Origin of the sequence: Pseudarthrobacter sp. W1I19 (assembly GCF_030817835.1) — a bacterium.
In the GTDB taxonomy this organism is placed as follows: domain Bacteria; phylum Actinomycetota; class Actinomycetes; order Actinomycetales; family Micrococcaceae; genus Arthrobacter.
In genome coordinates this window covers 1,203,371-1,228,438 of the sequence record NZ_JAUSZR010000001.1, presented here as the reverse complement: position 1 = coordinate 1,228,438, position 25,068 = coordinate 1,203,371, and the positions used below count along the sequence as shown (strand labels likewise).

Annotated in this window: 17 protein-coding genes and 1 pseudogene; 9 read left to right on the top strand and 9 right to left on the bottom strand. The window is 65.3% G+C overall.

Annotated features, from left to right (window positions below; translation table 11 throughout):
• Positions 1–6 precede the first annotated feature (6 nt).
• Positions 7–1,098 carry a carbohydrate kinase family protein gene (locus tag QF038_RS05785; RefSeq protein ID WP_307609293.1) on the bottom strand — a complete coding sequence of 364 codons (1,092 nt, stop codon included), beginning with the start codon at positions 1,096–1,098 and terminating at the stop codon, positions 7–9.
• 81 nt (positions 1,099–1,179) lie between these two features.
• On the opposite strand from QF038_RS05785, the gene QF038_RS05780 reads away from it, so the two are divergent.
• The 4 genes and pseudogenes from QF038_RS05780 to QF038_RS05765 all read left to right on the top strand — a co-directional run bounded on the left by QF038_RS05780 (position 1,180) and on the right by QF038_RS05765 (position 6,748).
• A complete protein-coding gene (locus QF038_RS05780; RefSeq protein WP_307609292.1) occupies positions 1,180–2,598 on the top strand; it encodes a 6-phospho-beta-glucosidase in 1,419 nt (472 codons plus the stop codon).
• 77 nt (positions 2,599–2,675) lie between these two features.
• Positions 2,676–3,946, top strand: a pseudogene (gene mshA, locus QF038_RS05775) (D-inositol-3-phosphate glycosyltransferase).
• Positions 3,947–4,023: 77 nt separating this feature from the next.
• Positions 4,024–5,700, top strand: a complete 1,677-nt coding sequence (locus QF038_RS05770) for a formate--tetrahydrofolate ligase (RefSeq protein ID WP_307609291.1) — start codon at positions 4,024–4,026, stop codon at positions 5,698–5,700.
• Positions 5,701–6,382: 682 nt separating this feature from the next.
• The gene (locus QF038_RS05765; protein WP_307609290.1) at positions 6,383–6,748 is read left to right on the top strand and encodes an endonuclease domain-containing protein; all 366 of its coding nucleotides are present in this window, start codon (positions 6,383–6,385) and stop codon (positions 6,746–6,748) included.
• A gap of 84 nt (positions 6,749–6,832) precedes the next feature.
• Here QF038_RS05765 and QF038_RS05760 read toward each other — a convergent pair whose 3' ends face one another.
• The 8 genes from QF038_RS05760 to glmS form a co-directional block, all read right to left on the bottom strand.
• A complete protein-coding gene (locus QF038_RS05760) occupies positions 6,833–7,918 on the bottom strand; it encodes an inositol-3-phosphate synthase (RefSeq protein WP_307609289.1) in 1,086 nt (361 codons plus the stop codon).
• A gap of 161 nt (positions 7,919–8,079) precedes the next feature.
• On the bottom strand, positions 8,080–9,120 hold the full coding sequence (gene mgrA / locus QF038_RS05755; protein WP_307609288.1) for an L-glyceraldehyde 3-phosphate reductase: 1,041 nt from the start codon (positions 9,118–9,120) through the stop codon (positions 8,080–8,082).
• A gap of 103 nt (positions 9,121–9,223) precedes the next feature.
• Positions 9,224–10,993, bottom strand: coding sequence for a malto-oligosyltrehalose trehalohydrolase (gene treZ, locus QF038_RS05750; protein ID WP_307609287.1), 1,770 nt, complete (start codon positions 10,991–10,993; stop codon positions 9,224–9,226).
• A complete protein-coding gene (gene treY, locus QF038_RS05745) occupies positions 10,990–13,317 on the bottom strand; it encodes a malto-oligosyltrehalose synthase (protein ID WP_307609286.1) in 2,328 nt (775 codons plus the stop codon). The genes treZ and treY overlap by 4 nt, the downstream gene beginning before the upstream one ends.
• A complete protein-coding gene (gene glgX / locus QF038_RS05740; RefSeq protein WP_307609285.1) occupies positions 13,314–15,569 on the bottom strand; it encodes a glycogen debranching protein GlgX in 2,256 nt (751 codons plus the stop codon). The genes treY and glgX overlap by 4 nt, the downstream gene beginning before the upstream one ends.
• A 64-nt stretch (positions 15,570–15,633) precedes the next feature.
• Positions 15,634–17,229: an NAD(P)H-hydrate epimerase gene (locus QF038_RS05735; RefSeq protein WP_307609284.1), complete on the bottom strand. Its 1,596-nt coding sequence runs from the start codon at positions 17,227–17,229 to the stop codon at positions 15,634–15,636.
• 25 nt (positions 17,230–17,254) lie between these two features.
• Positions 17,255–17,602 (bottom strand): holo-ACP synthase, encoded by a 348-nt coding sequence (locus QF038_RS05730; RefSeq protein ID WP_013601780.1) that lies wholly within the window; start codon positions 17,600–17,602, stop codon positions 17,255–17,257.
• Between the two features lie 118 nt (positions 17,603–17,720).
• Positions 17,721–19,607: a glutamine--fructose-6-phosphate transaminase (isomerizing) gene (gene glmS / locus QF038_RS05725; RefSeq protein ID WP_307609283.1), complete on the bottom strand. Its 1,887-nt coding sequence runs from the start codon at positions 19,605–19,607 to the stop codon at positions 17,721–17,723.
• 94 nt (positions 19,608–19,701) lie between these two features.
• Between glmS and coaA the strand changes: the two genes are divergently transcribed.
• From coaA to mscL, 5 genes are all read left to right on the top strand, one after another.
• Positions 19,702–20,709, top strand: coding sequence for a type I pantothenate kinase (coaA, locus tag QF038_RS05720; protein WP_307609282.1), 1,008 nt, complete (start codon positions 19,702–19,704; stop codon positions 20,707–20,709).
• Between the two features lie 5 nt (positions 20,710–20,714).
• Positions 20,715–21,590, top strand: coding sequence for a D-alanyl-D-alanine carboxypeptidase family protein (locus QF038_RS05715; RefSeq protein ID WP_307609280.1), 876 nt, complete (start codon positions 20,715–20,717; stop codon positions 21,588–21,590).
• Between the two features lie 119 nt (positions 21,591–21,709).
• Positions 21,710–22,789, top strand: coding sequence for a hypothetical protein (locus QF038_RS05710; protein WP_307609278.1), 1,080 nt, complete (start codon positions 21,710–21,712; stop codon positions 22,787–22,789).
• On the top strand, positions 22,782–24,380 hold the full coding sequence (locus tag QF038_RS05705; RefSeq protein ID WP_307609277.1) for a phenylacetate--CoA ligase family protein: 1,599 nt from the start codon (positions 22,782–22,784) through the stop codon (positions 24,378–24,380). Before QF038_RS05710 ends, QF038_RS05705 begins: the two co-directional genes overlap by 8 nt.
• Before the next feature lie 93 nt (positions 24,381–24,473).
• Positions 24,474–24,878 carry a large conductance mechanosensitive channel protein MscL gene (mscL, locus tag QF038_RS05700; protein ID WP_307609276.1) on the top strand — a complete coding sequence of 135 codons (405 nt, stop codon included), beginning with the start codon at positions 24,474–24,476 and terminating at the stop codon, positions 24,876–24,878.
• Positions 24,879–25,068 lie beyond the last annotated feature (190 nt).

Here is a 25,068-nt window from a genome sequence, read left to right as displayed (position 1 = left end):
GAATAATCACGCGTCGGAGAGGTGTGCGATAGTGGCTGCTGCCCTGCGCTGGGCGGCGAGGGGAACGTCCTGGACGATGTCAGCCAAAAACGAGAACCGCCGCAACCATTGGCTGGTCTGCCGTTCCGGCCGGGCGTTGGCCCGCTTCCACCAGTCGGCAATGTCACCCCAGCCCGGTGCGGCCAGTGAGCCGCCCACTTCCTGCACCGCCAGGGAGGCGCAAAGGTTCGCGAAACGAAGCCTGTTCCCCAGCGGCCAGCCGGCCAGGCTCCCAACGATGAACGCGGCGTCGAAACAGTCACCGGCGCCGGTGGGATCAAAAGCCTTCACGGGCAGCGAAGGCACCCACTCTTCCTCCCCCGTTTCCGAATCCACGGCCATGGCACCCTGCGGCCCCAAAGTCACCACTGCCACCGGAACGCGGTCGGCCAGCGCATATAACGCGGTCCACGGATCGTCCTTGCCGGTGAAGGCCATGGCTTCGCGCTGGTTGGGCAGGAACGCGTGAAAGTACTGCAGGTTCTCCAGCCGGACCGGCGCCCACACGCCACTGGGATCCCAGCCAACATCGCCGAACAGCTTCACCCCGGACTGGTGAGCCGCCTTGGCCCAAGGCTCCACTTCCAGTCCCACTTCCGCGATCCCGGCGAGCGCAGGCGGCGGATCGCCGATGAGCTCGGAGGATGTCACGGGGGCGGCGTGGCCGTGGGTCACCAGCGACCGGTCCTTGTCCACGCACAGCGAGACCGTGACCGGCGAGTGCCAGCCGGGAACCTTCTTCGACAGGCTGAGGTCCACGTGCTCCTGGCCGGAGAGGATCTTCCAGTTGAAGTCCCCGTATCCGTCGTCGCCAAACGCCGCCGCGAGGCCCGTCCGCAAGCCCAGCCGTGCCGCCGCAATGGCCTGGTTGGCCACGCCGCCCGGGCAGCTGCCCATGCCGTCGCTCCAGATTTCCGTGCCCGGTTCCGGCCCATGGGGCAGGCCGGTAAAAATAATGTCCTGGAACACCGTGCCGGCAAGCAGCACATCAAAGCCAGGGTCCGAGGGCGACCGGACGGCAGCCAGGGGATCGAAAGGGCGTGCTGGTATCGCGTCCATGCCCGCACACTACGCCCTGCCATGCACAGGCGGTAGGGGCGGCCGTAGGTGCTGTGGACAGCCGCACCTAGACTGCTGGTTATGCGGCTTCTCATTGTGGGCGGCGGGGGTTTCCGGGTTCCGTTGATCTACCGCGCGCTGGTCTCCGGTTCCTTCTCCGGCCTAGTCAGCGAACTGGTGCTGTATGACGTGGACCTCCCGCGCCTGGCCGCGGTCACGGCGGTCCTGCGCAGCATGCCCGCCCCGGCCGCCCACCTGCAGATCCATCCCACCACTGACCTCGTCGAGGCGCTGACGGGCACCCGGATGGTGTTTGCCGCCATCCGCCCCGGCGGCACCGCTGGCCGGGTGGCCGACGAAAAGGTTGCCCAGGACCTGGGCGTGCTGGGCCAGGAAACCACCGGGGCAGGCGGCATCTCCTACGCCTTGCGGACCATCCCGCACATGCTGGACCTCGCGCGCCTGATGAAGGAACACTGCCCGGACGCATGGCTGATCAACTTCACCAACCCCGCCGGTATGGTCACCGAGGCGCTCATGCCCGTCCTTGGGCGGCGCGTCATTGGAATCTGCGACTCAGCGGGCGGCCTGGTGCACCGCGCGGCGCGGGCGGCCGGCGTCAGGCTGCCTGAGGGAACGCTCGACGGCGTGGGCTACTACGGGCTGAACCACCTGGGCTGGCTGTACCGGTTGGAGTCCGGGGGGCGTGACATGCTGCCTGCCTTGCTGTCTGACCCGCGCGCCCTTCAGTCCTTTGAAGAGGGCCGGCTGTTCCCCCAACCGTTCCTTGAGCGCCTGGGCGCCCTCCCCAACGAGTACCTGTATTACTACTACGAGCAGGACCATGCACGGGAGGCGATGCGGGTCATGGCCCAGACCCGCGGCGAGTCCATTCACGCCCAGCAGCAGGAGCTCTACCCCCGGCTGGCCGCTGCGGGTTCCGGTGCATTCAGTTTGTGGGAGGCTGCCCGCCGCTCCCGCGAGGAGGGGTATCTGGCCGAAGCCCGGGGGAAGGACGAGCACCGGAACGAGGACGACCTCGCCGGCGGAGGCTATGAGCGGGTGGCACTGGCAGCCATGCGGGCCCTCTCCGGTTCCGGGGAGGCTCAGTTGATCCTCAATACCCGCAACACCGTGCCTTCACCAGCGGCGACGTCCGCTCCGCAGCAAGCCACAGCTCCGGCCGCCGCCCCTGAAGCGGCCATTCCGGGGCTGCCGGCGGACGCCGTCGTCGAACTTCCCTGCAGGGTGACGGCCGACGGCGCGCTGCCGCTGCCCCAGCAGGCTCCCGGCGCGGATCAGCTCGGACTGCTGCAGCGGGTGAAGGAGGTGGAGCGGCTGACCGTCCGGGCAGTGGTGGACGGTGACCGGGATGCGGCGCTCCAGGCCTTCGCCCGGCACCCCCTGGTGGGGTCCGACGAGCTCGGTTCGGCCCTCCTGGCAGGTTACGAGGAGGCGTTTCCTGCCTTGGGGAAGATGTGGCGCGGCGGTTGGCGTTGACACAGGAGTAGTGTTTTATCGAATGCCCAGCACTGACCCGGCGCGTTGATCCGCGCCGGCGGCCGGAAGGAGGTCCCGTGGCGCCTGTCCGCAGGGTGGCATTACTGTCCCTCCACACCTCCCCCATGGAACAGCCCGGTTCCGGCGACGCCGGGGGCATGAACGTCTACATCCGTGAGCTGGCCTCCGCGCTGGCCGAAGCCGGCGTGGAAGTGGAGATCTTCACGCGTTCCACGTACGCCGGCCAACCTGCGGTGGAGCACCCGGACCCCGGCGTGTGCGTCCACAATGTCCTGGCCGGTCCGCCCACGAAGATCCCGAAAGAAGAGCTTCCCGGCCTGCTGCACCACATGGTGGAGGAAATCGAGCAGATCCGTCAGCGGCAGCCGCACGGGCACTACGACGTCATCCACTCCCATTACTGGGTCTCGGGGATCGCGGGACTGGAGCTGTCCGGCCTGTGGGGCGTGCCGCTGGTCCACACCATGCACACCATGGCCAAGGTCAAGAACCTCCTGCTCGAGTCCGGGGAGCAGCCCGAGCCGCGCCGCCGCGAGCTGGGTGAGCACCGGATTGTGGACGGAGCCGCACGGCTGATCGCCAACACGAGTGCGGAGGCCGCCGAGCTGGTGTCGCATTACGGGGCCTCGTACGACCGCATCGACATTGCCCCGCCCGGGGTGGACCTGAGCACCTTCACGCCGGCCTTCCGCGCCCGGTCAAGGACGAAGCGCGGCATCAGCCCGGACACGTTCCACCTGGTTTTCGCGGGGCGGATCCAGCGGCTGAAAGGGCCCCAGGTGCTGGTGAACGCAGCCGCGCTGCTGCGCAGCCGCACCGACGCCCTGACATCGACCTCCGGCTCACCATCCTGGGCTCGCTGAGCGGCAACAAGGAATTCAACCTGCGGCGCCTGGTGGCGGAGGCAGGAATGGACGACGTCGTCACGCAGCTTCCGCCGGTGAAGGCACCTGAGCTTGCGGGCTGGTTCCGCGCGGCGGACGTGGTGGTGATGCCCTCCTACAGCGAGTCCTTCGGGCTGGTGGCGCTCGAGGCCCAGGCCTGCGGTACGCCTGTTGTGGCCACCCGGGTGGGCGGGCTGTCGCGGGCCATCTTCCATGGCAGGACCGGGCTGCTGGTGGACGGCCACCACGCCGCCGACTGGGCCGATGCCTTGGAGGCTTTGTACGACGACCCCGTGACCCGCGACGACATGGGCCGGGCCGCGGCGATCCGGGCGCAGAACTCGGGATGGCAGCGCACTGCCGCCATCACGCTCGAAAGCTACCATGCCGCCGTCGACAATTTTGTGCGGCCCCACCTGGCCACTGCCCTTCCGGCTTCCTGAACATGCCACCCTGCCCGGGCGCACCTGTTAGCTTAGGGGCAGGTGTCCGGCGCGGGCCGGTGCAGGAAAGGGCAACGATGTCTCGTCTTCCAACTGATCTCGAAATAGCCAGGGCTGCCAGGATCCGGCCCATCGACGAAATTGCCGCGGCTGCGGGGATCAACCTGGAAGCCCTGGAGCGGTACGGGCGGTACAAGGCGAAGATCGACCCGGCCGGCCTCGCCGCGCTGGCCCCGCACGGGAAAGTGGTGCTGGTCTCGGCCATGTCCCCCACACCGGCCGGCGAAGGCAAATCCACCACCACGGTGGGACTCGGCGATTCCCTTGCCCGGGCTGGGCACAGGGTGATGATCGCCCTGCGCGAGCCGTCGCTGGGCCCGGTCCTGGGGATGAAGGGCGGAGCCACCGGCGGCGGGTACTCGCAGGTGCTGCCGATGGACGAGATCAATCTCCACTTCACCGGCGACTTCCATGCCATCACCTCAGCCAACAACGCGCTGATGGCGCTGGTGGACAACCACATCTTCCAGGGCAACGAGCTGAACATCGACCCCCGGCGGATGACCTTCAAACGGGTTCTGGACATGAATGACAGGGCTCTGCGTGAGGTGGTGATCGGCCTCGGCGGGCCGTCCCAGGGGGTCCCGCGCGAGGACGGCTTCGATATCACGGTGGCGTCCGAGATCATGGCCGTTTTCTGCCTGGCAACGGACCTGGCCGACCTCCGCGAGCGCCTGGGCCGCATCACGTTCGGCTACACCTTTGACCGCTCCCCTGTCACGGTGGCCGACCTCGGTGTGCAGGGGGCACTGACACTGCTGCTCAAGGAGGCCATCAAACCCAATTTGGTCCAGACCATCGCCGGCACCCCGGCGTTGGTCCACGGCGGTCCGTTCGCCAATATCGCCCATGGCTGCAACTCCCTGATTGCCACCCAGACGGCCAGGCGGTTGGCGGACATTGTTGTCACCGAGGCCGGTTTTGGGGCCGACCTCGGCGCGGAGAAGTTTATGGACATCAAGGCCCGGTCCGCCGGGGTGGCCCCGTCAGCGGTGGTGGTGGTGGCAACGGTGCGGGCGCTGAAGATGCAGGGCGGGGTGGCCAAGGGCCAGCTCACCACCCCGGACCTGGCCGCCTTGGAGGCCGGAGTGGAGAACCTGCGCCGGCACGTGCGGAACGTGGAGAAATTCGGGGTGACGCCGGTGGTGGCCATCAACAAGTTCGCCTCCGACTCCCAGGAGGAGCTCGACTGGCTGCTGGCCTGGTGCGCGGCCGAAGGCGTCCGGGCAGCCGTCGCCGACGTGTGGGGGCGCGGCGGCGGGGGCGACGGCGGTGACGAACTCGCGGCCCTCGTGGCACAGGTTGTGGCGGGCCCCAACACTTTCCGGCACCTCTACCCCCTGGACATGCCTGTGGAGGAGAAGATCCGGACCATCGCGCAAGAGATCTACGGCGCGGACGGCGTCGAGTTTTCCGTGCCTGCCCTGAAGCGGCTGGCCGATATCGAACGCAATGGCTGGTCCCAGCTGCCGGTATGCATGGCCAAGACGCAGTACTCCTTCACCGACGACGCCTCCCGCCTCGGCGCACCCAAAGGTTTCACCATCCATGTGCGGGACCTGCTGCCCAAGACCGGCGCAGGGTTCATCGTGGCGCTGACCGGAGCGGTGATGACCATGCCCGGCCTGCCTCCCGCCCCGGCCGCGATGCGCATGGACGTGGACGACGCCGGCAACCCCATCGGCCTCACCTGACCCCCAAGCCGGCGTTGACCTATCAGTTTTAGCGGTCATACGGGGGTATTGGGGACCAAAACTGATAGCGCAAACGAGGGCTGTGGATATCTTCTGCGGCCGACCCGGCCGCCGGGTAACAATGGTCCGCATGCAGCTTCCCGCGCCTTTGCCGGCCCACCTTTCCTCGGTTCCGTTCACAGTCCATGAGGCACAGGCAGCGAGCCTGAGCACGGCTCGGCTACGCTCGTCTGACCTGGCATCCGCCGGCCGCCTGCTCTATATGCCCGCAGGATGGCAATTCGAACTTGCCGGGCTGGCCCGCGCGCTTTCGGCCGCAACTCCGGGGGCATGGATCTCACACATAACGGCAGCAGCGTTGTGGGGATTATGGCTTCCGAGCTGGCTGCAGGGCTCCAGAAGTCTGCACCTCAGTAAGCCAAAAGTACTGCCCCAAGTGCGGCGGGCAGGTGTTGTCGGGCATACCGTCTTAGCCTTCGACGACGAAATCACCGTTTTGAATGGCATCCGCATATCCACCCCCGCACGGACGTGGCTGGATCTTGCCGCTTCGTTGCCTCTGCAGGAGTTGGTGGCTGTCGGCGACCAATTGGTGCGACAACCACGATACGGCTTGGAAGAACGAACGGAGCCCTGGAACACCCCGGAGCAGTTGCGCTGCATGCTGATTCGGCACCCGAAGATGAAAGGGATCGTCAAAGCCCGCGAGGCAATGCTGTTGCTGCGCGCCGGGGCTGACTCTGCCCCTGAAACTTTCCTGCGCCTTGCGCTTACTGAGGCCGGTCTTCCGGAACCTGAACTGCAAGTAAAGATCGTTCCCGATGATGCCTACTCCCCCGCCGCTGACATGGGATACCGGCGGGAGCGTATCGCCATTCAGTACGACGGCGGCCACCACCTGACGCGGGAACAGCAGTCCAGGGACAATCGGCGGGACGAAGCCTTTAACTCGGCGGGCTGGAGGTACTTCAAGTTCAACGCGGATGACCTGGCCCAGGACTTCAGGCGTGCCACAAACCAGGTACGGCTGGCACTCCTGGCCGCTTAAAAGCCAGTTGCCCTATCACTTTTGGTTCCCAAACAGGGGGTTTGAGGACCAAAAGTGATAGGGCAACTGCAGGAAATAAGGAGTTTAGCGGTCCAGGTCTCCGCGGATGAAGGCTTCCACCTTTTCGCGGGCGAGGTCGTCGTTGAACTGCTCCGGCGGGGACTTCATGAAGTAGCTCGATGCGGAGAGCAGCGGGCCGCCGATGCCGCGGTCCAGGCCGATCTTGGCGGCGCGGATGGCGTCGATGATCACGCCGGCAGAGTTGGGTGAATCCCAGACTTCCAGCTTGTACTCGAGCGAGACAGGGGCGTCACCGAAGTTGCGGCCCTCGAGGCGGACGAAGGCCCACTTGCGGTCATCGAGCCACTGGACGTAGTCGGACGGGCCGATGTGGACGTCCTTGGCAGCCAGTTCGGCTTCGACGTTGGAGGTGACGGCCTGGGTCTTGGAGATCTTCTTGGACTCAAGGCGGTCGCGCTCCAGCATGTTCTTGAAGTCCATGTTGCCGCCGACGTTCAGCTGGTACGTGCGGTCCAGGGTGACACCGCGGTCTTCGAACAGCTTGGCCATCACGCGGTGCGTGATGGTGGCGCCGATCTGGCTCTTGATGTCGTCGCCCACGATCGGCACGCCCGCGGCGGTGAACTTGTCCGCCCATTCCTTGGTGCCGGCGATGAACACAGGCAGCGCGTTGACAAACGCTACGCCGGCGTCGATTGCGGCCTGGGCATAGAACTCGGCAGCTTGCTGCGAGCCAACGGGCAGGTAGCAGACCATGACGTCTACAGCGGCGTCCTTGAGGGCCTGGACCACGTCCACGGGCTCTTCGGTGGACTGTTCGATGGTCTCGAGGTAGTACTTGCCGAGGCCGTCGAGGGTGTGGCCGCGCTGGACAGTGACGCCGGTGGGCGGCACGTCAGCGATCTTGATGGTGTTGTTTTCGCTTGCCAGGATGGCGTCGGCCAGGTCAACGCCGACCTTCTTGCCGTCGACGTCAAACGCGGCGACGAACTCAACGTCACCCACGTGGTACTGGCCGAACTCAACGTGCATCAGGCCCGGAATCGTGGCCTTGGGGTCAGCGTCCTTGTAGTAGTGGACGCCCTGGACCAGCGAAGCGGCGCAGTTTCCTACGCCGACGATTGCAACACGAATCGGATGTGAAGACACGGAACTCCTTTAGGACAAACGTCAGCCGGCCGGATCGGCTTCGAGGGAAGTACGACGACGGCCGGCAGGCTCGGCGCCGCGCGGCGCCTTTCCATAGTACCCAACACAGCGGGACGGGGGCTTGTTCCCTCGTCCCGCCTTTTGGAATGGCAGGACGGAAATCAGACCGGCTGTTTCCAGAGGTTGATGTCCGATTCCACGGCAAACTCGTCGATGGCAGTAAACTCGTCAGCAGTGAATTCGAGGTTGTTGATGGCGGACAGGGTGTCCTCCAGCTGGGCAACGCTGGACGCACCAACCAGTGCTGACGTCACCGGCGAGCCCTTCGGCTGGTCCCGCAGGATCCAGGCGATGGCCAGTTGTGCCAGCGTCTGGCCGCGGCCCTCGGCGATGGTGTGCAGGCCGCGGATCCGCTCCAGTTTCTCGTCCGTGATGGCGTCCTCGGACAGGAACCGGGCCTTGGCGGCGCGCGAGTCAGCGGGGATGCCGTTGAGGTAGCGGTTGGTCAGCATGCCCTGGGCCAGCGGCGAGAAGGCGATGGAACCGGCCCCCACCTGGTCCAGTGCCTCGTACAGGTTGGGGCTGCCGTTCTCGGTCCACCTGTTGAGCATGGAGTAGCTGGGCTGGTGGATCAGCAGCGGCGTGCCGAGTTCCTTCAGGATCCGGGCTGCCTCCAAGGTCTGTTCCGGGGTGTAGGACGAGATCCCCGCGTACAGGGCCTTGCCCGAACGCACGGCGTAATCCAAGGCACCCATGGTCTCTTCCAGTGGAGTTTCGGGATCCGGCCGGTGGCTGTAGAAAATGTCCACGTAGTCCAGCCCCATGCGCTGCAGCGACTGGTCCAGGCTTGAGATCAGGTACTTCCGGGAGCCCCATTCACCGTAGGGGCCGGGCCACATGTAGTAGCCGGCCTTGGTGGAAATGACCAGCTCGTCGCGGTACGGCTTGAAGTCGTCCTTGAGGTGCCGGCCGAAGTTGGTTTCGGCTGAGCCGTCCGGCGGGCCGTAGTTGTTGGCGAGGTCGAAGTGGTTGACGCCCAGGTCGAAGGCACGCCGGAGGATGGCGCGCTGTTCGTCAAAGCGCTTGTCGTCGCCGAAGTTGTGCCAGAGCCCCAACGAGATGGCCGGAAGTTTCAGGCCGCTGCGGCCTACCCGGCGGTAGGGCATGGATTCGTAGCGGTTTTCCGCCGCGGAATAAGTCATACGTTCCATCCTGCCAGTTGTGACCGGCGCTACAGAGGGTGGCGGGAAAAGTTACGCCGCGGGCTGACAGAGCGCAGCCGGCGGCGTAACTTTCCAGCAGGAATCAGGATTTCAGGACTGCTGCACTCCACGGCGCCAGGGCGAGGGCTTCGCCGTCAAGGCCGGTTCCCTCGTCGGTGGCGAGCAGGACTGTCCCCGAAACGTCGTCCAGCCGCAGCTTGGCGTCGGAGAAGTTCAACAGCACCTCGACGCTTCCCCGTCGGAACCGCAGCCAGCCGGCGTCGTCGTCGAACGTCACGTCCGTCTCCCCGAAGCCAAGACTGGCAAGCTCCGAATGCTTCCGGCGCAGCGCCGTGAGTGAGCGGTACAGCTCCAGGAGGCGCGCGTTGTCCCCGCCCGACGCTTCGTCCCAGTTGAGCTTGGACCGGCGGAAGGTTTCCGGATCCTGGGGATCGGGCACGACGGCGGGATCCCACCCCATGCGTTCGAACTCCTTGATGCGGCCTTCCGCGGTGGCCTTGCCCAGCTCCGGTTCCGGGTGCGAGGTGAAGAACTGCCACGGCGTGCTCGCGGCGAATTCCTCGCCCATAAACAGCATGGGTGTAAACGGTGACGTCAGCGTGAGCACGGCGGCCACGGCCAACTGCCCGTAAGAGAGCGATTGCGAGAGCCGGTCCCCGGTGGCCCGGTTGCCGATCTGGTCGTGGTTCTGGTTGCACACCACCAGCGCCGCGGGGTGCACGAGGGCAGCGTTGATGGGCCTGCCGTGGTGCCGGCCGCGGAAGCTGGAGTAGCTGCCGTCATGCAGGAACCCGTCCTTCAGGACCTTCGCCAGGACCGCCAGGGACTCAAAGTCGGAGTAGTACCCGGTGGTCTCGCCGCTGACATTGACGTGCACGGCGTGGTGGAAGTCGTCGCTCCACTGTCCGTCCAGGCCGTAGCCGTTGGCGTCCCGCGGGTAGATCAGGCGCGGGTTGTTCAGGTCCGACTCCGCGATCAGGGTTTTAGGCAGCCCGGTTTCCGCCGAGATCGAGTCCCCCAAGGCACCGAAGTCCTCCAGAATGTGCACGGCCCGCTCATCGCGCAGGGCATGCACGGCATCCAGCCGGAGCCCGTCCACGTGGTAATCCCGGAGCCACAGCGCGAGATTGTCCAGAATGTACTCGCGCACCACGTCCGAGCCGGGGCCGTCCAGGTTCACGGAGTCGCCCCAGGTGTTGGCATCCCCCTGTTTCAAGTACTGGCCGAACTTTGGCAGGTAGTTGCCGCTGGGACCGAGGTGGTTGTACACCACGTCCTGGATGACGCCGAGCCCGGCGGCGTGGGCTGCGTCCACAAACCGCTGGTAGGCCTCTGGCCCGCCGTACCCCTCGTGGACCGCGTACCACTGCACGCCGTCGTAGCCCCAGTTGTGGGTTCCGTTGAAGCCGTTGACCGGGAGCAGCTCCACGAAGTCGATACCCAGGTCCACCAGGTAGCCCAGCTTTCCGGCGGCGGCGTCCAGGGTGCCTTCGGGAGTGAACGTGCCCACATGCAGCTCGTAGATGACCGAGCCCTGCAGGTCCTTGCCCCTCCAGCCTGCGTCCTGCCAGGTGTAGGCGGCCGGGTCAAAGGTACGGGAGAGCTCGTGGACACCGGCGGGCAGCCGCCGCGACCGGGGATCGGGCAGCGGGTGGCCGTCTCCGTCCAGCAGGTAACCGTAGTCCACCTCGCCCTCACCGGGTGCGTCCGGCGCGGTCCACCACCCTTCGTGCCCGGGCGCCGTCTCCTTCTTCAGCATCGGATACTGCCGGCCGTTCGCCTGCAGGATCACCGATTGCGCCTCCGGGGCCCAGACGTCGAAACGTCCGGGCCCGCTGTTGACGAGGGTCATGCTTTTTCTCCATCCGCCGGTACCAGCAAAGCCACCGGGTAGGTACCCAGGACCTCTGCCACCGAAACGCTGCCGGGACCGTATGCGGCGCCCGTCAGCTCGTCACGCGTGGCAGCGGAAAGTTCGACGGCGGTGTCCCGCCAGCCGCCGCCGGCCGCGAGTCCTGCAGGCAGCCGGGTGGCCAGCGTCAGCGCTCCCGGAGCATCCGATGCCCCGCGGTGGAACGCGAGCAGGTGCCCGGCCGCTGCGCCCGTGACGGCCACCGGCGTGTAGCCCTGGAACAGCTCCGGCCGGTCGCGGCGCAGCCGGAGTGCGCGGGAGGTGACCAGAAGCTTACTGGTTTCCGTTCCCGCCTCGGGCAGCTGGCCGCCGTCGAGCTTTGCCAGCTCCTGCTGCCGGGCCGCGAAATCCACGGGACGCCGGTTGTCGGGGTCAGTCAGCGAGCGTTCCCAGAACTCGCTGCCCTGGTACACGTCCGGGACGCCGGGCATGGTCAGCTGGACCAGCTTGGCGGACACGGAGTTGGACGCGGCGAAGGAATCGATCCGTGCAACAAAATCCTCCACCACCTGGGTGACCCGGGGCTCGTCGAACACCGCATCTACCGCAGCCTTGACGCTGGACTCGAACTCCTCGTTGGGGTCCGTCCACTTGGTGGAGTTGCCTGCTTCCCGGGCAGCCTTTTCGGCGTAGCCCTGGAGCCGCTCCCTGCTCGCGGGCCAGGCTCCCACGATGGCCTGCCAGAGCAGGTTTTCGTACGGGCCGTCCGGAATGGGCGCCAGCTCGCGGAGCGTGTTCAGGGTGGCCGCCCACTCCCGGGGCAGTTCGGCGATGACCGAAATCCGGGCCCTGGCGTCCTCGCTGCGCTTGGTGTCATGCGTGGACAACGTGGTCATGGAGAGCGGAAGGTGTTCCTGCCGGCGCAGCATCCGCTGGTGGAACTCCTCGGTGGACACGGAGAATTCGGTAGGTTCGGCGCCCACCTCCGTCAGCGTGCCAAGCCGGGTGTAGCGGTAGAAAGCGGTGTCCTCCACGCCCTTGGCCATGACCATCCCCGAGGTCTGCTGGAACCGGACCGCGATGGGGTTGGCCGGGTCCAGGAGCAGCGGCAGCAACGTTCCCACCGCAACCTGCAGCTCGGGCCGGTAGGCCGCGGCGGACTCGCAGGCTTCCTTGAGGATCTCCGCCCCAGTGGGCAAATAGCTCCGGTACACCGGGAAGGCCGCGATGATTTCCGCCAGGGCGTCAGCCGCCTGATCCACCGGAAGCCCGTGGGACTCGGGAACCAGGCGGGCCAGGCGCAGCACCTCGGAGCGGAGGATGCCGTCGGCGATCATCCGCTTGGTGCCACGGATCATTTCGGCGTAGTCCGCGGGGGCTGCAGACTCCCGGAGCTTGGCATCAAGCTCATTGAGCGCCTGTTCTCCGGCGGGGTCAACAAACACCCGGTCCACGTCAGCCAGGGCGTCGTACCCCGTGGTTCCTTCGGTGGCGAAATCCTGCGGCAGGGTCTCGCCCGGCTCCAGGATCTTCTCGACGAGGATATAGGCCCCGCCGCTGAGGTCCTTGAGCCAGCGCAGGTAGCCGCCCGGATCGGCGAGGCCGTCCGGGTGATCCACGCGCAGCCCGTCCACCAGTCCCTCGCGGAACCAGCGGCCCACCTCGGCATGGGCTTCCTCGAAAACGCGGGGAGTTTCCACCCGGATCCCTGCCAGCGTGGTGACCGCGAAAAAGCGCCGATAGTTCAGTTCGGCATCCGCCCGGCGCCAGCCAATCAGCTCATAGTGCTGGCGGCTGTGCACCTCCTGGGGAGTGTCGCCGTCGGCATAGGTGCCTTCGGCGATCGGGAAGCGGTGGTCGTAGTAGCGGAGCTCGCCGTCCTTGATCTCCAGCTTGTCCAGGTCCTGGTCCGAACCCAGCATGGGCAGCCGGATCTTTCCGCCGGCGAGGTCCCACTCGACGTCGAACGCCTCGGCGTACGGCGAGCCTTGCCCTTCCCTGAGCAGGGACCACCACCAGGGGTTCTGCGCCGGAGTTGCGACGCCCACGTGGTTGGGCACGATATCCACCAGGACACCCATGCCGTGCTCGCGGGCAGCTTTGGACAGGGCCAGCAGTCCTTCCGGGCCGCCGCGTTCCGGATCCACAGCGGAGGGGTCGGTCACGTCATAGCCGTGGTCCGAGCCCTGCTCCGCAGTGAGGATCGGCGAAAGGTACACCCAGTCCACGCCAAGCGATTTCAGGTACGGAACCTGCCCGGCAGCATCGAACAGGGTGAAGCTGCGGCGGATCTGCAGCCGGTAGGTGGAGGCAGGCACCCTCACTTTCCCCCTACCTTCCGCGCTCCGATCTTGGTGGTCTTCCCTGGCTCTGCCACCATGGGGGTGCTGAGGGATTCAGTCTCGCTGGTGGAGGTCTGGGTCAGGGCAGCCAGGGATGCCGCGACCGAGTGGTCCGGCTCAACTTCCTCGACAGTGTGCGCGCGCAGGACCACCAGGGACTTGGCCTCCACGGGCAGCGGCTGTCCGGCATTAACGGGTTCGGTATCAGCGTTTTGCCCGGCAGTGTCGATAATGATGTCCCAGGCCGGGGCGTACTCATCCGAAGGCAGGGTGAATTTGACGGTGTCGTCGTGGGCGTTGAAGTACAGCAGGAAGTTGACGTCGGTAATCCTGCGCCCGCGCGCGTCCTTGCCCTGGATGCCGTCCCCGTTCAAGAAGACGCCCACCGAACGGCCAAAACCGGCTTCCCAAGCCTCCGGCTTCATGGTTTCACCGTCGGGATCGAGCCATACGATGTCCGGCAGCCGCTCGCCCTCGCCCCGCAGGACGGGCCGGCCGTCGAAGAACCGGCTGCGACGGAAGGTGGGGTGCTTGGCGCGGAGGGCGTTGACGGCGGCGGTGAACTCGACCAGCGGCTGGTCAATGGATTCCCAGTTGATCCAGGTCAGCTCGGAGTCCTGGCAGTAGCCGTTGTTGTTGCCCTGCTGGGTGCGTCCCAGCTCGTCGCCGTGCAGGAGCATGGGCACGCCCTGGGACAGCAGCAGCGAGGCGATGAAGTTCCGCTGCTGGCGGGCCCGCAAGGACAGGACCTCGGGATCATCCGTGGGGCCTTCGACGCCGCAGTTCCAGGAACGGTTGTGGGATTCGCCGTCGTTGTTGCCCTCGCCGTTGGCGTCGTTGTGCTTCTCGTTGTAGGACACCAGGTCAGAAAGGGTGAAGCCGTCGTGCGCGGTGACGAAGTTGATGGACGCCACGGGGCGGCGGCCGGAGTGCTCGTACAGGTCCGCAGAACCGGTGATGCGGGAGGCAAACTCGCCCAGCGTGGCAGGCTCGCCACGCCAGAAGTCGCGCACGGTGTCGCGGTACTTGCCGTTCCATTCTGTCCACTGCGGCGGGAAGTTGCCCACCTGGTAACCGCCGGGACCCACGTCCCATGGCTCGGCGATGAGCTTGACCTGGGAGACAACCGGGTCCTGCTGGATGAGTTCGAAGAAGGTGGAGAGCTTGTCCACGTCATAGAACTCGCGGGCCAGGGTGGAGGCGAGGTCGAAGCGGAAGCCGTCCACGTGCATTTCGGAAACCCAGTAGCGCAGCGAGTCCATCAGCAGCTGCAGGGAGTGCGGCTGGCGGACGTTCAGGGAGTTGCCGGTGCCGGTGTAGTCCATGTAGTGCTTTTCGTCGCCCTCCATCAACCGGTAGTAGGCGGCGTTGTCGATGCCCTTGAAGGACAGCGTGGGGCCCAGGTGGTTGCCTTCGGCAGTGTGGTTGTACACGACGTCCAGGATGACCTCGATCCCGGCCTTGTGCAGCGAGCGGACCATCGCCTTGAAGTCCTGGACCTGCTGGCCGGTATCGCCGGTGGAGCTGTAGGTGTTCTGCGGGGCGAAGAACCCGATGGTGTTGTAGCCCCAGTAGTTGTTCAGGCCCTTGTCCTGCAGGGTGCCGTCATTGACGAACTGGTGCACGGGCATGAGCTCGATGGCAGTGACGCCGAGCTTTTGCAGGTGCGAGATAACGGCCGGGTGGGCCACGCCGGCGTACGTGCCACGCTGCTCTTCGGGAATTTCCGGGTGCAGCTGGGTGAGGCCCTTGACGTGCGCTTCGTAAATGACGGACTGGTGGTAAGGAATCCGAAGGTTCTGGTCACCGTCCCAGTCGAAGAACGGGTTGATCACCACGCCCATCATCATGTGGCTGGCGGAGTCCTCGTTGTTGATGGAGTCCGGCTCGCCCAGGTTGTAGGTGAACAGCGACGGGTCCCAGTCCACCTGGCCGTGGACGGCCTTGGCGTACGGGTCCAACAGGAGCTTGTTGGGGTTGAAACGGTTGCCGGACGCGGGGTCGTAGGGGCCGTGGACCCGGTAGCCGTACTTCTGGCCGGGCTGGATCTGCGGGATGTAGCAGTGCCAGACGTACCCGTCCACCTCATCCAGGTTGATGCGGGTTTCCTTGCCGTCGTCGTCGAAGAGGCAGAGTTCGACTTTTTCTGCTCGTTCGCTGAACAGGGCAAAGTTGGTGCCGGTTCCGTTGTACGTGGCGCCAAGGGGATAAGCCGATCCAGGCCAGACTTCCATAATGCTCCTCTTTTTGATTCCACAGCAAAAACCCAGGGCCCCTACTGCAGGTGCGAACTAATGCCTACCGTAACGGCAAGGTGTGACTATTACGTTTCCGGACCCCAGAGTTACTAAGCGTGCTTACTTTACCCCATACGCCAGGCAAGGCCGCCGCGATTCCGCCAGCAGCGATCGGGCCGCCGCTGATAGCGTCCGACGCCGCCCTCCCGGCTTTGCCGTGCAGCGCCGCTCCCAGCGCGGCCACGGCAGCCCAGCGCACCTCAGGTTCCACGCCCGCCTCACTGTAGCGTCCGACGTCGGGACCCAACTGGGCGAGCAGTGCACCGATGACGCCGGCCAGGACGTCGCCGCTGCCTGCAGTGGCGAGCCACGGAGTGCCGTCGGCCTGGCTGAACACGTCCCCGCTGGGCGCGGCCACCAGCGTGGTGGCCCCCTTAAGCAGGACCGTTGCACCGGTCAGGGCGGCCGCCCGCCGGGCGGCGGCAAGGGTTCCGGCTTCCACTGCCGCACGGTCCTCGTCGCCGCCCAGCCTCTTCAGCAGTGCGGCAAGCTCACCGGCGTGCGGGGTCAGGACCACGTGCGGCGCCAGGAGGTCGGGAAGGGCGGGCAGCGCCCCGGCGTCGGCCACCACGGGCAGGCCGGACCCGACGGCGTCCCTGGCGCGCTGCAGCTGGTCATGGTCATCCGGCCCCATTCCTGAGCCCACCAGCCAGGCCTGGACCCGGTTGTCCGCCACCGCGCCGGTACTGCAAACCACTTCGGGGCAGGACTGGCGGACCAGATCCGCCACCTCGGGCGGCCCCAGGTACCGGACCATCCCCACGCCAGCGGCCAGGGCGCCCCGGCAGGCAAGGACGGCTGCGCCGGGATAGTTTGCCGAGCCGGCCACCACTCCCAGCACTCCACGTGAATATTTGTGGGCCCGCCGCGCGGGATGCGGCAGGAGGCGGGCGACGTCAGCATCCTCGAGCCTGCGCAACTCCGGCCTGCCGAGGTGCTCATCGATGCCAATGGGTACCACGTCCACCCTGCCGGCATGATCCGCGCCGGGGTCGGCGAGCAGGCCCGTTTTGGCTGCTCCGAAGGTCACCGTGAGGTCTGCGGAGAGGACCGGTTCGCAGACCCCGCCGGTATCCGCATCCACGCCGCTGGGCAGGTCGCACGCGACCACAAAGCCCGCGGCGTCGGCTTGAGCACGGGCCTCGTTTATGGCGTCGACCAAGCTGGCGGCACTCCCCCGCAGCCCACCTTTCGCCCCCGTCCCCAGCACCGCATCAATCACGACGTCGGCGCGGGCCGTTTCTGCTGCCAGCTCGCCGAGCGCCGCCTCACTAAGGTGACGGACCCGCCCGCCGGCCCGCTCAAAAGCAGCCGATGCCTGGGGATGGGCTGAATCGGAGGTGAGTATCGCCGTCGTACGCATCCCGCGGGCGGCGAGGAACGCTGCGGCATACAGCCCGTCGCCGCCGTTGTTTCCTTTACCGGCGAGGACCACAACGCCCGCACCGTACGTCCGGAGGCCGCGGAATCTCAGTTCCCGGATCACGGCGTTCGCCAACCCGTGCGCGGCGCGCTGCATCAGGACATCACCGAGCCCGGCAGCGAGAAGTGGTTCCTCGGCCTGCCGGATCTGTTTTCCGGTGTAGGCGCTGATCACGGCGTCAGTGGCGCGGGACGCCGGTTCAGCCTTCGGCCAAGACTGTGGCGGTGGCAATGCCGCCGTCGTGGCTGATGGAGAGGTGCCAGCGCTTGACGCCTTTGGCTTCGGCGACGGCCAGCACAGTGCCCTTGACCTGGACCGTGGGGCCGTTGTGGTCCAGGCCGATCCAGCAGTCCTGCCAGTTCATGCCGGCCGGCGCGCCGAGGACTTTAGCCACAGCTTCCTTGGCGGCGAACCGCGCGGCCAAGGACCTGGTGTTCAGCTCGCGCTCGGCGGGAACGAACAAACGGTCCCGGAGGCCGGGGGTGCGCTCAAGCTGGCGGCCGAACCGCTCGATGTCTACAACGTCTACGCCAATGCCAACAATCATGCGGCTTATTCTACGGTGACGCACGTTACTGGCCGGACCACGGCGCTGCGCAGGAGGAGTTAAAAGCGGAAACCCCGGGTTGGTGAACCCGGGGTTTCGCTGTCAGACAACAGGCCTGCTACTCGACCGTGACGCTCTTGGCGAGGTTGCGGGGCTGGTCCACGTCGTAGCCCTTGGCTGCGGCGAGTTCCGCGGCGAAGATCTGCAGCGGAACGGTGGTCAGCAGGGGCATCAGGAGGGTGGGCGTTTCGGGGACGTAGAAGACGTGCTCGGCGTAGGCCTTCACGGCTTCGTCGCCTTCCTCGGCGATCACCAGCGTGCGGGCGCCGCGGGCCCGGACTTCCTGGATGTTGGAGACCACCTTGGCGTGCAGGGAGTCGCGGCCGCGGGGGGACGGGACCACCACGAACACCGGCTGGCCTTCGTCGATCAGGGCGATGGGGCCGTGCTTGAGCTCGCCGGCGGCGAAGCCTTCGGCGTGGATGTACGCGATTTCCTTGAGCTTCAAAGCGCCCTCGAGGGCCACCGGATAGCCCACGTGCCGGCCCAGGAAGAGCACGGACTTCTCGTTGGCCATGCTCCGGGCGAGCTCGCGCAGCGGGCCGGCGTTGTCCAGGATCTTCTGGATCTTCGCCGGGATCTTGTTCAGGTCCGCGAGGACGTCCTTGATCTGGCCGGAGAAGATGTTCCCGCGCAGCTGTGCCAGGTACAGGCCCAGCAGGTATGCGGCGGTGATCTGGGCCAGGAATGCCTTGGTGGAGGCCACAGCGATTTCCGGGCCGGCGTGGGTGTACAGCACGGCGTCGGACTCACGCGGGATGGTGGAGCCGTTGGTGTTGCAGATGGAGATGGTCTTCGCGCCCTGTTCGCGGGCGTAGCGGACGGCCATCAACGTGTCCATGGTCTCGCCGGACTGGCTGATGGACACCACCAGGGTGTTCTCATCCAGGATGGGGTCGCGGTAGCGGAACTCATGCGCGAGCTCCACCTCGGTGGGGATCCGGCACCAGTTCTCGATGGCGTACTTGGCCACGGTGCCGGCGTAGGCGGCCGTGCCGCAGGCCAGCACGATGATCTTGTTGACCTGCTTCAGCCGCTCAACATCGATCCGCAGCTCGTCCAGCGTCAGTTTGCCGTTGATGTCCGAGCGGCCCAGCAGGGTCTGCGCCACGGCGTCGGGCTGGTCATGGATTTCCTTCTCCATGAACGAGCTGAACCCGCCCTTTTCCGCGGACGCCGGGTCCCAGTCCACGTGGTATTCCTTGCCCTCGGCCGGCTTGCCATAGAAGTCCGTGATCTGCACGGTGTCCGCGGTGATGGTGACGATCTGGTCCTGGCCCAGTTCCACTGCGCGGCGGGTGTAGTCGATGAACCCGGATACGTCCGAGCCGAGGAAGTTCTCACCGTCGCCCAGGCCCACCACCAGGGGTGAGTTGCGGCGGGCGGCCACCACCACGTCGGGCTGGTCGGCGTGGACGGCGAGCAGGGTGAAGGCGCCCTCCAGGCGCTGGCAGGCCAGCTCCATGGCCCGGGTCAGGCCGCCGTCGGAAACGTCGCCGCCGAGCTTGTTCCGGAAGATGTCACCCAGCAGGGCCGCGGCCACCTCGGTGTCCGTCTCGGAAAGGAACGTCACGCCCTTGTCCAGCAGCTCAAGCTTGAGCTCGGCAAAGTTTTCGATGATGCCGTTGTGGATGACGGCGAGCTTGCCGTCGTCCGCCAGGTGCGGGTGCGCATTGCGGTCGGTGGGACCACCATGGGTGGCCCAGCGAGTGTGGCCGATCCCGGTGACCGTGTCCGGCAGCGGACGGGCTTCCAGCTCGGCAATCAAATTGCTCAGCTTGCCCGACTTTTTCCGGGATTCAATCAAACCCTGGGACACAACAGCGACCCCTGCGGAGTCGTAGCCCCGGTACTCCAGGCGGCGCAGTCCTTCAAGGACCACATCCAGCGCACTGTGACTTCCGCCGTTACCAGAACGGCCCACGTATCCTACGATTCCACACATAGCCTCAAGACTATCGGCAGGGGTGCCCGGGACTTAAACCGGGACGCGGCGCACCGGCCGCTTCTGTTGCGCAGGAGAGTGTGCTCCAGCGCACATGCATTTCGCTCTCAGCCGGGCTGGGGGCAGAATCTCTAAAGTGACTGTGCAACGCAACGAAGCGAACGGAGAGGGTGTCTCCCCGTTCGTCGAGCTGGACCGGCAGACCTGGTCCCGGCTCGCAGACGAGATGGAACAGCCTCTTAACGAGGAGGATATCTTCCGTCTCCGCGGCCTTGGCGATCCCCTGGACCTGAAGGAAGTCCGGGAGGTCTACCTGCCGCTCTCCAGGCTCCTGCACCTGTATGTTGAGGCAGCCGGCCAACTGCACGCCGCCACCACCACCTTCCTGGGCGAGCAGACCCAGCGCACCCCGTTTGTGATCGGCGTGGCGGGCTCAGTGGCGGTTGGCAAGTCCACCATTGCCCGCGTGCTTCGCGAAATGCTGCGGCGCTGGCCCGGCACCCCGAACGTTGAACTGATCACCACGGACGGTTTCCTGTACCCGCTGGCAGAGTTGAAACGCCGGCAGCTGCTGGAACGCAAGGGCTTCCCGGAGTCCTACGACCGCCGGGCGCTGCTGCGTTTTGTGAGCGAAATCAAGAGTGGCGCCGAGGAAGTCCGGGCGCCCTGGTACTCCCACGTCACGTACGACATTGTTCCGGGCAAGGAAGTGGTGGTCCGCCGCCCGGACGTGCTGATCGTGGAGGGGCTCAACGTCCTGGCCCCGGCCCGGCCGCGGCATGACGGCAAGCAGGGGCTGGCGCTGAGCGATTTCTTTGACTTCTCCATCTATGTGGACGCCAAGACCTCCTACATCGAAGAGTGGTACGTGGACAGGTTCCGCAAGCTGCGCAGCACAGCCTTCGCCCAGCCCGAGTCCTACTTCCACCGGTATGCGAGCCTGTCCGATGACGAGGCCGAGAGCACCGCGCGGGACATCTGGAAGCGCATCAATGAGCCCAACCTGGAGGAGAACGTCCTCCCCACGCGCGGCCGGGCGCAGCTGGTGCTCACCAAGGATGCGGACCACTCGATCCGCCGCATGCTGCTGCGGAAGGTCTAGCACAGGTGTGCTACGACTGCGCTCCTGCTGCCGGACCTGCAGGGACGGCGCCCAGCCGGCGCAGCTTCACCCGCTTCCTCGCGGCGGGAGCAGGGCTCACCGTCCTGGCTGCCTGCACGCCGGCGGCACCTGAGGCGGTGGCGCCGTCGTCGGCCTCCCCCACTGCGCCACCGTCGCCTTCCGTCTCCGCGACAATCACGACGGCGGAGGGCGCGACGGCGGCTCCCCCGCCTTCGGAGGCGTCCCCCACGCCGTCGCCCTCCTCGGCGCTGCCGCGGCAGTTCTCCCTCACGGATCCCGCGAGTCCGTGGCTGGTGGTCAACAAGCACCGGCCGCTGGTGCCCGCGGACTACGTGCCGGCTGACCTGGTGCCACCCGCCGTCGCGACTACCGCGTCCGGTGAAGCGGCGCTGCTGAACAGCACGGCGGCGGCCGCCGCCGAGGCGATGTTCGCGGCTGCGGCGCAGGATGGCGTCGCGATGGTCCTGGCGAGTGGGTACCGCTCCTATTCGACGCAGGTGGCGACTTACAACGGGTACGTCGCCTCGCGCGGCCAGGCCGACGCTGACACGGCCAGCGCCCGGCCGGGCTACTCGGAACACCAGACCGGCTGGGCATTCGATATCGCGGACGGCGGGGGCGCATGCAGTTTCCAGCCGTGCTTCGCAGACCAGCCCGCGGCTGTGTGGGCGAAGGCGAACGGGCACCGCTTCGGGTTTGTGGTGCGGTATCCGTGGATGTTCCACCCGATCACGGGGTACTACTACGAGCCGTGGCACCTGCGGTACGTCGGCGTGGAGGCGGCTACGGACATGCTGAACCGCGGCATCAACACGCTGGAGGAGTACTTTGGCGTGGAGGCGGCGCCGGGGTATCCGTGACAAGGATACTCACTGTCCCGCCAGGTCAGAAAGCGCCGTACGCCGTTGTTTCCTCAAGTCTTGCGAAGGATATGCGCACCTAGACGGATATTGTTATCTGCGTCTCATAGATTGACCACATGGTTATGGATACTGGAGCCCTTTGGCTCGATCTCGTTGATGACGTTCGCTGGTATCCCTCACCCCATAACTCCCAGCCGATCAAGCTGAGGGCCATCAGTGACACGGCGGCAGTTGTCTATTACGATCTTGACCTCGGACTGCCCGCCGAATCGTTTGGTATCCCTTTCGGCCATGTTTGTGCGGGCGTCTTTTTGGAGTCGTTGTCCGTGGTCGCCGCTGCCCGCGGCTACCGGATAATAGAAACCCTTGAACATTCGGACATGGATTTCGCAGCCGCGGACCGGTTGCATCTTATTGGCACGGTGCGATTGGAACCCACCGCCGGGGACGACGAGGTGCAGTCTACGGCCCAACAGCGGCTTGCCGCATTCCGGTCCAGGCGAACGTCCCGCCTGCCCTATGACAGCAAGATTGTGGGCAATGAGTTACTTGCGTCAGCTTCTTCGATCGCCGCCGCGCAAGGATACGAATTTCGCTCCACCACTGATGCCCACATTGTTTCTTTACTCGTGCAAATCAACCAGAAGACTCTATTTTCGGACTTGCGCAATGATGCCGTTTACGCCGAAATTATGCACTGGTTGCGGTTCTCAAAAGATGAAGCGGCCGCACTGGCGGACGGCCTCAGCGCAGAAACCATGATCATGCCGGGTCCGGTGCTTCGTTTCGCGATGAGGCACCGGGGCTTGTGGTCATTCCCCTTGATCGGCGGCTTAATTAGAGCCATCTACTTGCGGACGATGCGCGGGGTGCGGCAGCTCGGGTGGCTGGAAGGCTCGTTCGCCGGGCCCGCCGATTATCTGGAAGCCGGACGTACGTTCATGCGGGTCTGGCTTTTCTTCACTGAAAAAGGCGTGTGCCTTCATCCCTTCGGCACGGTCATCACCAACCCGGCTTCTCACGCCGAATTCGTTCGGGCGGCGGGAATTCACGAAGACGCGGACAGAATGGCTTGGATGCTCTTCAGATTCGGCTACAGCGCACGCCCTCCAGCCGCACACCGCCGACCCGCCACCTCAACCTTGCTTAGTCCATTGCCCGAGGACACGTCACTACAGGAGCCCCTCCGTGAATAAAAGGTTCATATTCGTATTCGTGTTTCTGATGGACAGGTTTGTTGGACTGTTCACCCCGAGAATTTCCACGCACCGGATACTGCTGATGCCGGGCATCGAACCGTTCCGGTGGACCGCCGGACGCTGGAGGGCATGGCGGACCTTTGAAAGGGCAGCCAAACGCGTCCCTGCCTACCGCGAGTTTCTCGCCGAACAGGGAGTACCTGGCAAGCTTTCCCTCGGGGGCAAAACACTTACCCAGGCCTTCGCAGCGCTGCCAGAGATGGACAAAGACAGCTATATCAAGCGCTGGACCATTCCCGCCCGCAGCGTCGACGGCGTACTTCCCCGCCACGGCGTGGTAGTCGACGAATCCTCTGGGAGTTCAGGCGTTCCCACCAGCTGGGTTCGAGGCCTGGAGGAACGCCTCGCCACACGGCAGTTGCTCCAAGTTGGCTTTTCCCGGACTGCGGAAACCCTCAAGAAGCAGCCGTTCGTGCTCAACTGCTTCTCGCTCGGAGCGTGGGCGACCGGGATGAACGTCAGCACCTCCCTCACGGATGTCACAATGATCAAGTCCATAGGCCCGGACCGCAACAAGGTAATCGCCACGATGCTCGAGTTTGGCGTGGACTACACGTACATCATCCTGAGTTACCCGCCCTTCCTGAAGGCTTTGTTCGAAGATGAGCGCATCAATTGGGAAGACTACGACATCGTGGCGGCCTTCGGCGGCGAGGGCATCAGCGAAAACATGCGCGCGCACATCACGAAGTACGCCCACAGCGCCTTCGGCTCCTACGGGGCCTCTGACCTTGAAATCAACATCGCAATCGAAACTGACTACACGGTGGCGCTCCGGCAGGCCATCGCTTCTAACGCTGAACTGTCCGTGAGGCTCACCAAGCAGGCAGAGTACGGTGTGCTCCCGATGATTTTCCAGTTCAATCCGTACGACTACCTGATGGAAACGAACGAGAACGGCGAACTCGTCGTCACGATCGTGCGCAAGGAGAACGTCAATCCGCGGATCCGTTACAACATCCATGACCGCGGGCACGTGCTGCGGGTGCGCGACCTCAACGCCGTGCTCAAGGAATTCGGGCTCGCACACATCATTCGTCAACAGTTCCTCGATCTCCCCCTGCTCTTCCACTACGGGAGGAGCGACATGTCCGTCGACTTCAACGGGGCCGTCGTCGCGCCGGATGCGCTGCGCGACGTCCTCAGCGGCGACCGGAGCCTTCTCGCTGCAGTAGAAAACCATCGACTCGTCAGTTTCGAAGATGAGCAGGGCAACCGGCAACTGCACATCGCGTTGCAGCTTACTGCCAAAGCCACCCACGAGCGCACCTTGGACGAGGTTGCGTACAGGAACTACATCCTCAAGCAACTGAGAGCAATGAACGGTGATTTCAACAATGCAATCCTGACATCGGCGGACTCAAGCCTGCCCACAGTTGCGTTCTATGCGATGCGCACCGGCCCGTTCAAATCTGATGGGGCGAAACTCAAAAACGAGTACGTTTGGCAGCTTGGCCCCTCAGCTCCCCAAGACTGGGCTCTGGACCTAACCTTCCAGGCGCAAAAGAATCCTGCAGCCGCTGCCTGAAACGTTCTGTCGTGTCTTGCAAAACCGCGTGACGGCCCTTGGACCCGGAAGAACTGAAATCCAGGCCGTGGGACATGCGCTAGCTTGGTTCCTATGCTGACTGGATTCAAGAACTTTATTATGAAGGGCAACGTTGTTGACCTTGCCGTTGCCGTCGTGATCGGCACCGCCTTCGGGGCGGTGGTCACTGCCTTGGTGAACAAGGTACTGATGCCCTTCGTCGCGGCCATTGTGGGTTCCCCCAACTTCGACAGCTTCGCCAAGGTTGAGCTCAATGGCAACGCCATCGAGTTTGGCGTCCTGCTGACGGCGATCGTTAATTTCCTGCTGATCTCGGCGGCCATCTACTTTGTGGTGGTGATGCCGATGAACCTGATGATCGAGCGCCGGAACCGCCGGCTGGGGATTAACAAAGACGTTAAAGAGGATGCGGCAGAGGATCCGCAGGTGGCGCTGCTCACCGAGATCCGTGATGCGCTGAAGGAGCGCACGCCGTAATTTTCTCTGATAACCGTGGCCCGTCTCCTGATGTGAACTGCTCCCCAGAAGTTGGACTGAGAAATTCAGTTACAACGCTGGGGAGCAGTTTTGCGTGCAAACAGTTCGTTAACCGAGGATCAGCGCCAGGCCGCTGTAGCGTGGTTTGAGAGAGGCTTTGCGGATACGGCGACAGCCACCTTGCTGGGCG

Excerpts from the sequence above, each read along its gene's own strand:
- coaA (WP_307609282.1), top strand. The coding sequence starts at position 19,702 with ATGCATTTCGCTCTCAGCCGGGCTGGGGGCAGAATCTCTAAAGTGACT.
- mscL (WP_307609276.1), top strand. The coding sequence starts at position 24,474 with ATGCTGACTGGATTCAAGAACTTTATTATGAAGGGCAACGTTGTTGAC.
- QF038_RS05765 (WP_307609290.1), top strand. The coding sequence starts at position 6,383 with ATGAAAGGGATCGTCAAAGCCCGCGAGGCAATGCTGTTGCTGCGCGCC.
- QF038_RS05770 (WP_307609291.1), top strand. The coding sequence starts at position 4,024 with ATGTCTCGTCTTCCAACTGATCTCGAAATAGCCAGGGCTGCCAGGATC.
- QF038_RS05730 (WP_013601780.1), bottom strand. The coding sequence starts at position 17,602 with ATGATTGTTGGCATTGGCGTAGACGTTGTAGACATCGAGCGGTTCGGC.
- QF038_RS05785 (WP_307609293.1), bottom strand. The coding sequence starts at position 1,098 with ATGGACGCGATACCAGCACGCCCTTTCGATCCCCTGGCTGCCGTCCGG.
- glgX (WP_307609285.1), bottom strand. The coding sequence starts at position 15,569 with ATGGAAGTCTGGCCTGGATCGGCTTATCCCCTTGGCGCCACGTACAAC.
- QF038_RS05780 (WP_307609292.1), top strand. The coding sequence starts at position 1,180 with ATGCGGCTTCTCATTGTGGGCGGCGGGGGTTTCCGGGTTCCGTTGATC.
- mgrA (WP_307609288.1), bottom strand. The coding sequence starts at position 9,120 with ATGACTTATTCCGCGGCGGAAAACCGCTACGAATCCATGCCCTACCGC.
- glmS (WP_307609283.1), bottom strand. The coding sequence starts at position 19,607 with ATGTGTGGAATCGTAGGATACGTGGGCCGTTCTGGTAACGGCGGAAGT.
- QF038_RS05710 (WP_307609278.1), top strand. The coding sequence starts at position 21,710 with ATGGTTATGGATACTGGAGCCCTTTGGCTCGATCTCGTTGATGACGTT.
- treZ (WP_307609287.1), bottom strand. The coding sequence starts at position 10,993 with ATGACCCTCGTCAACAGCGGGCCCGGACGTTTCGACGTCTGGGCCCCG.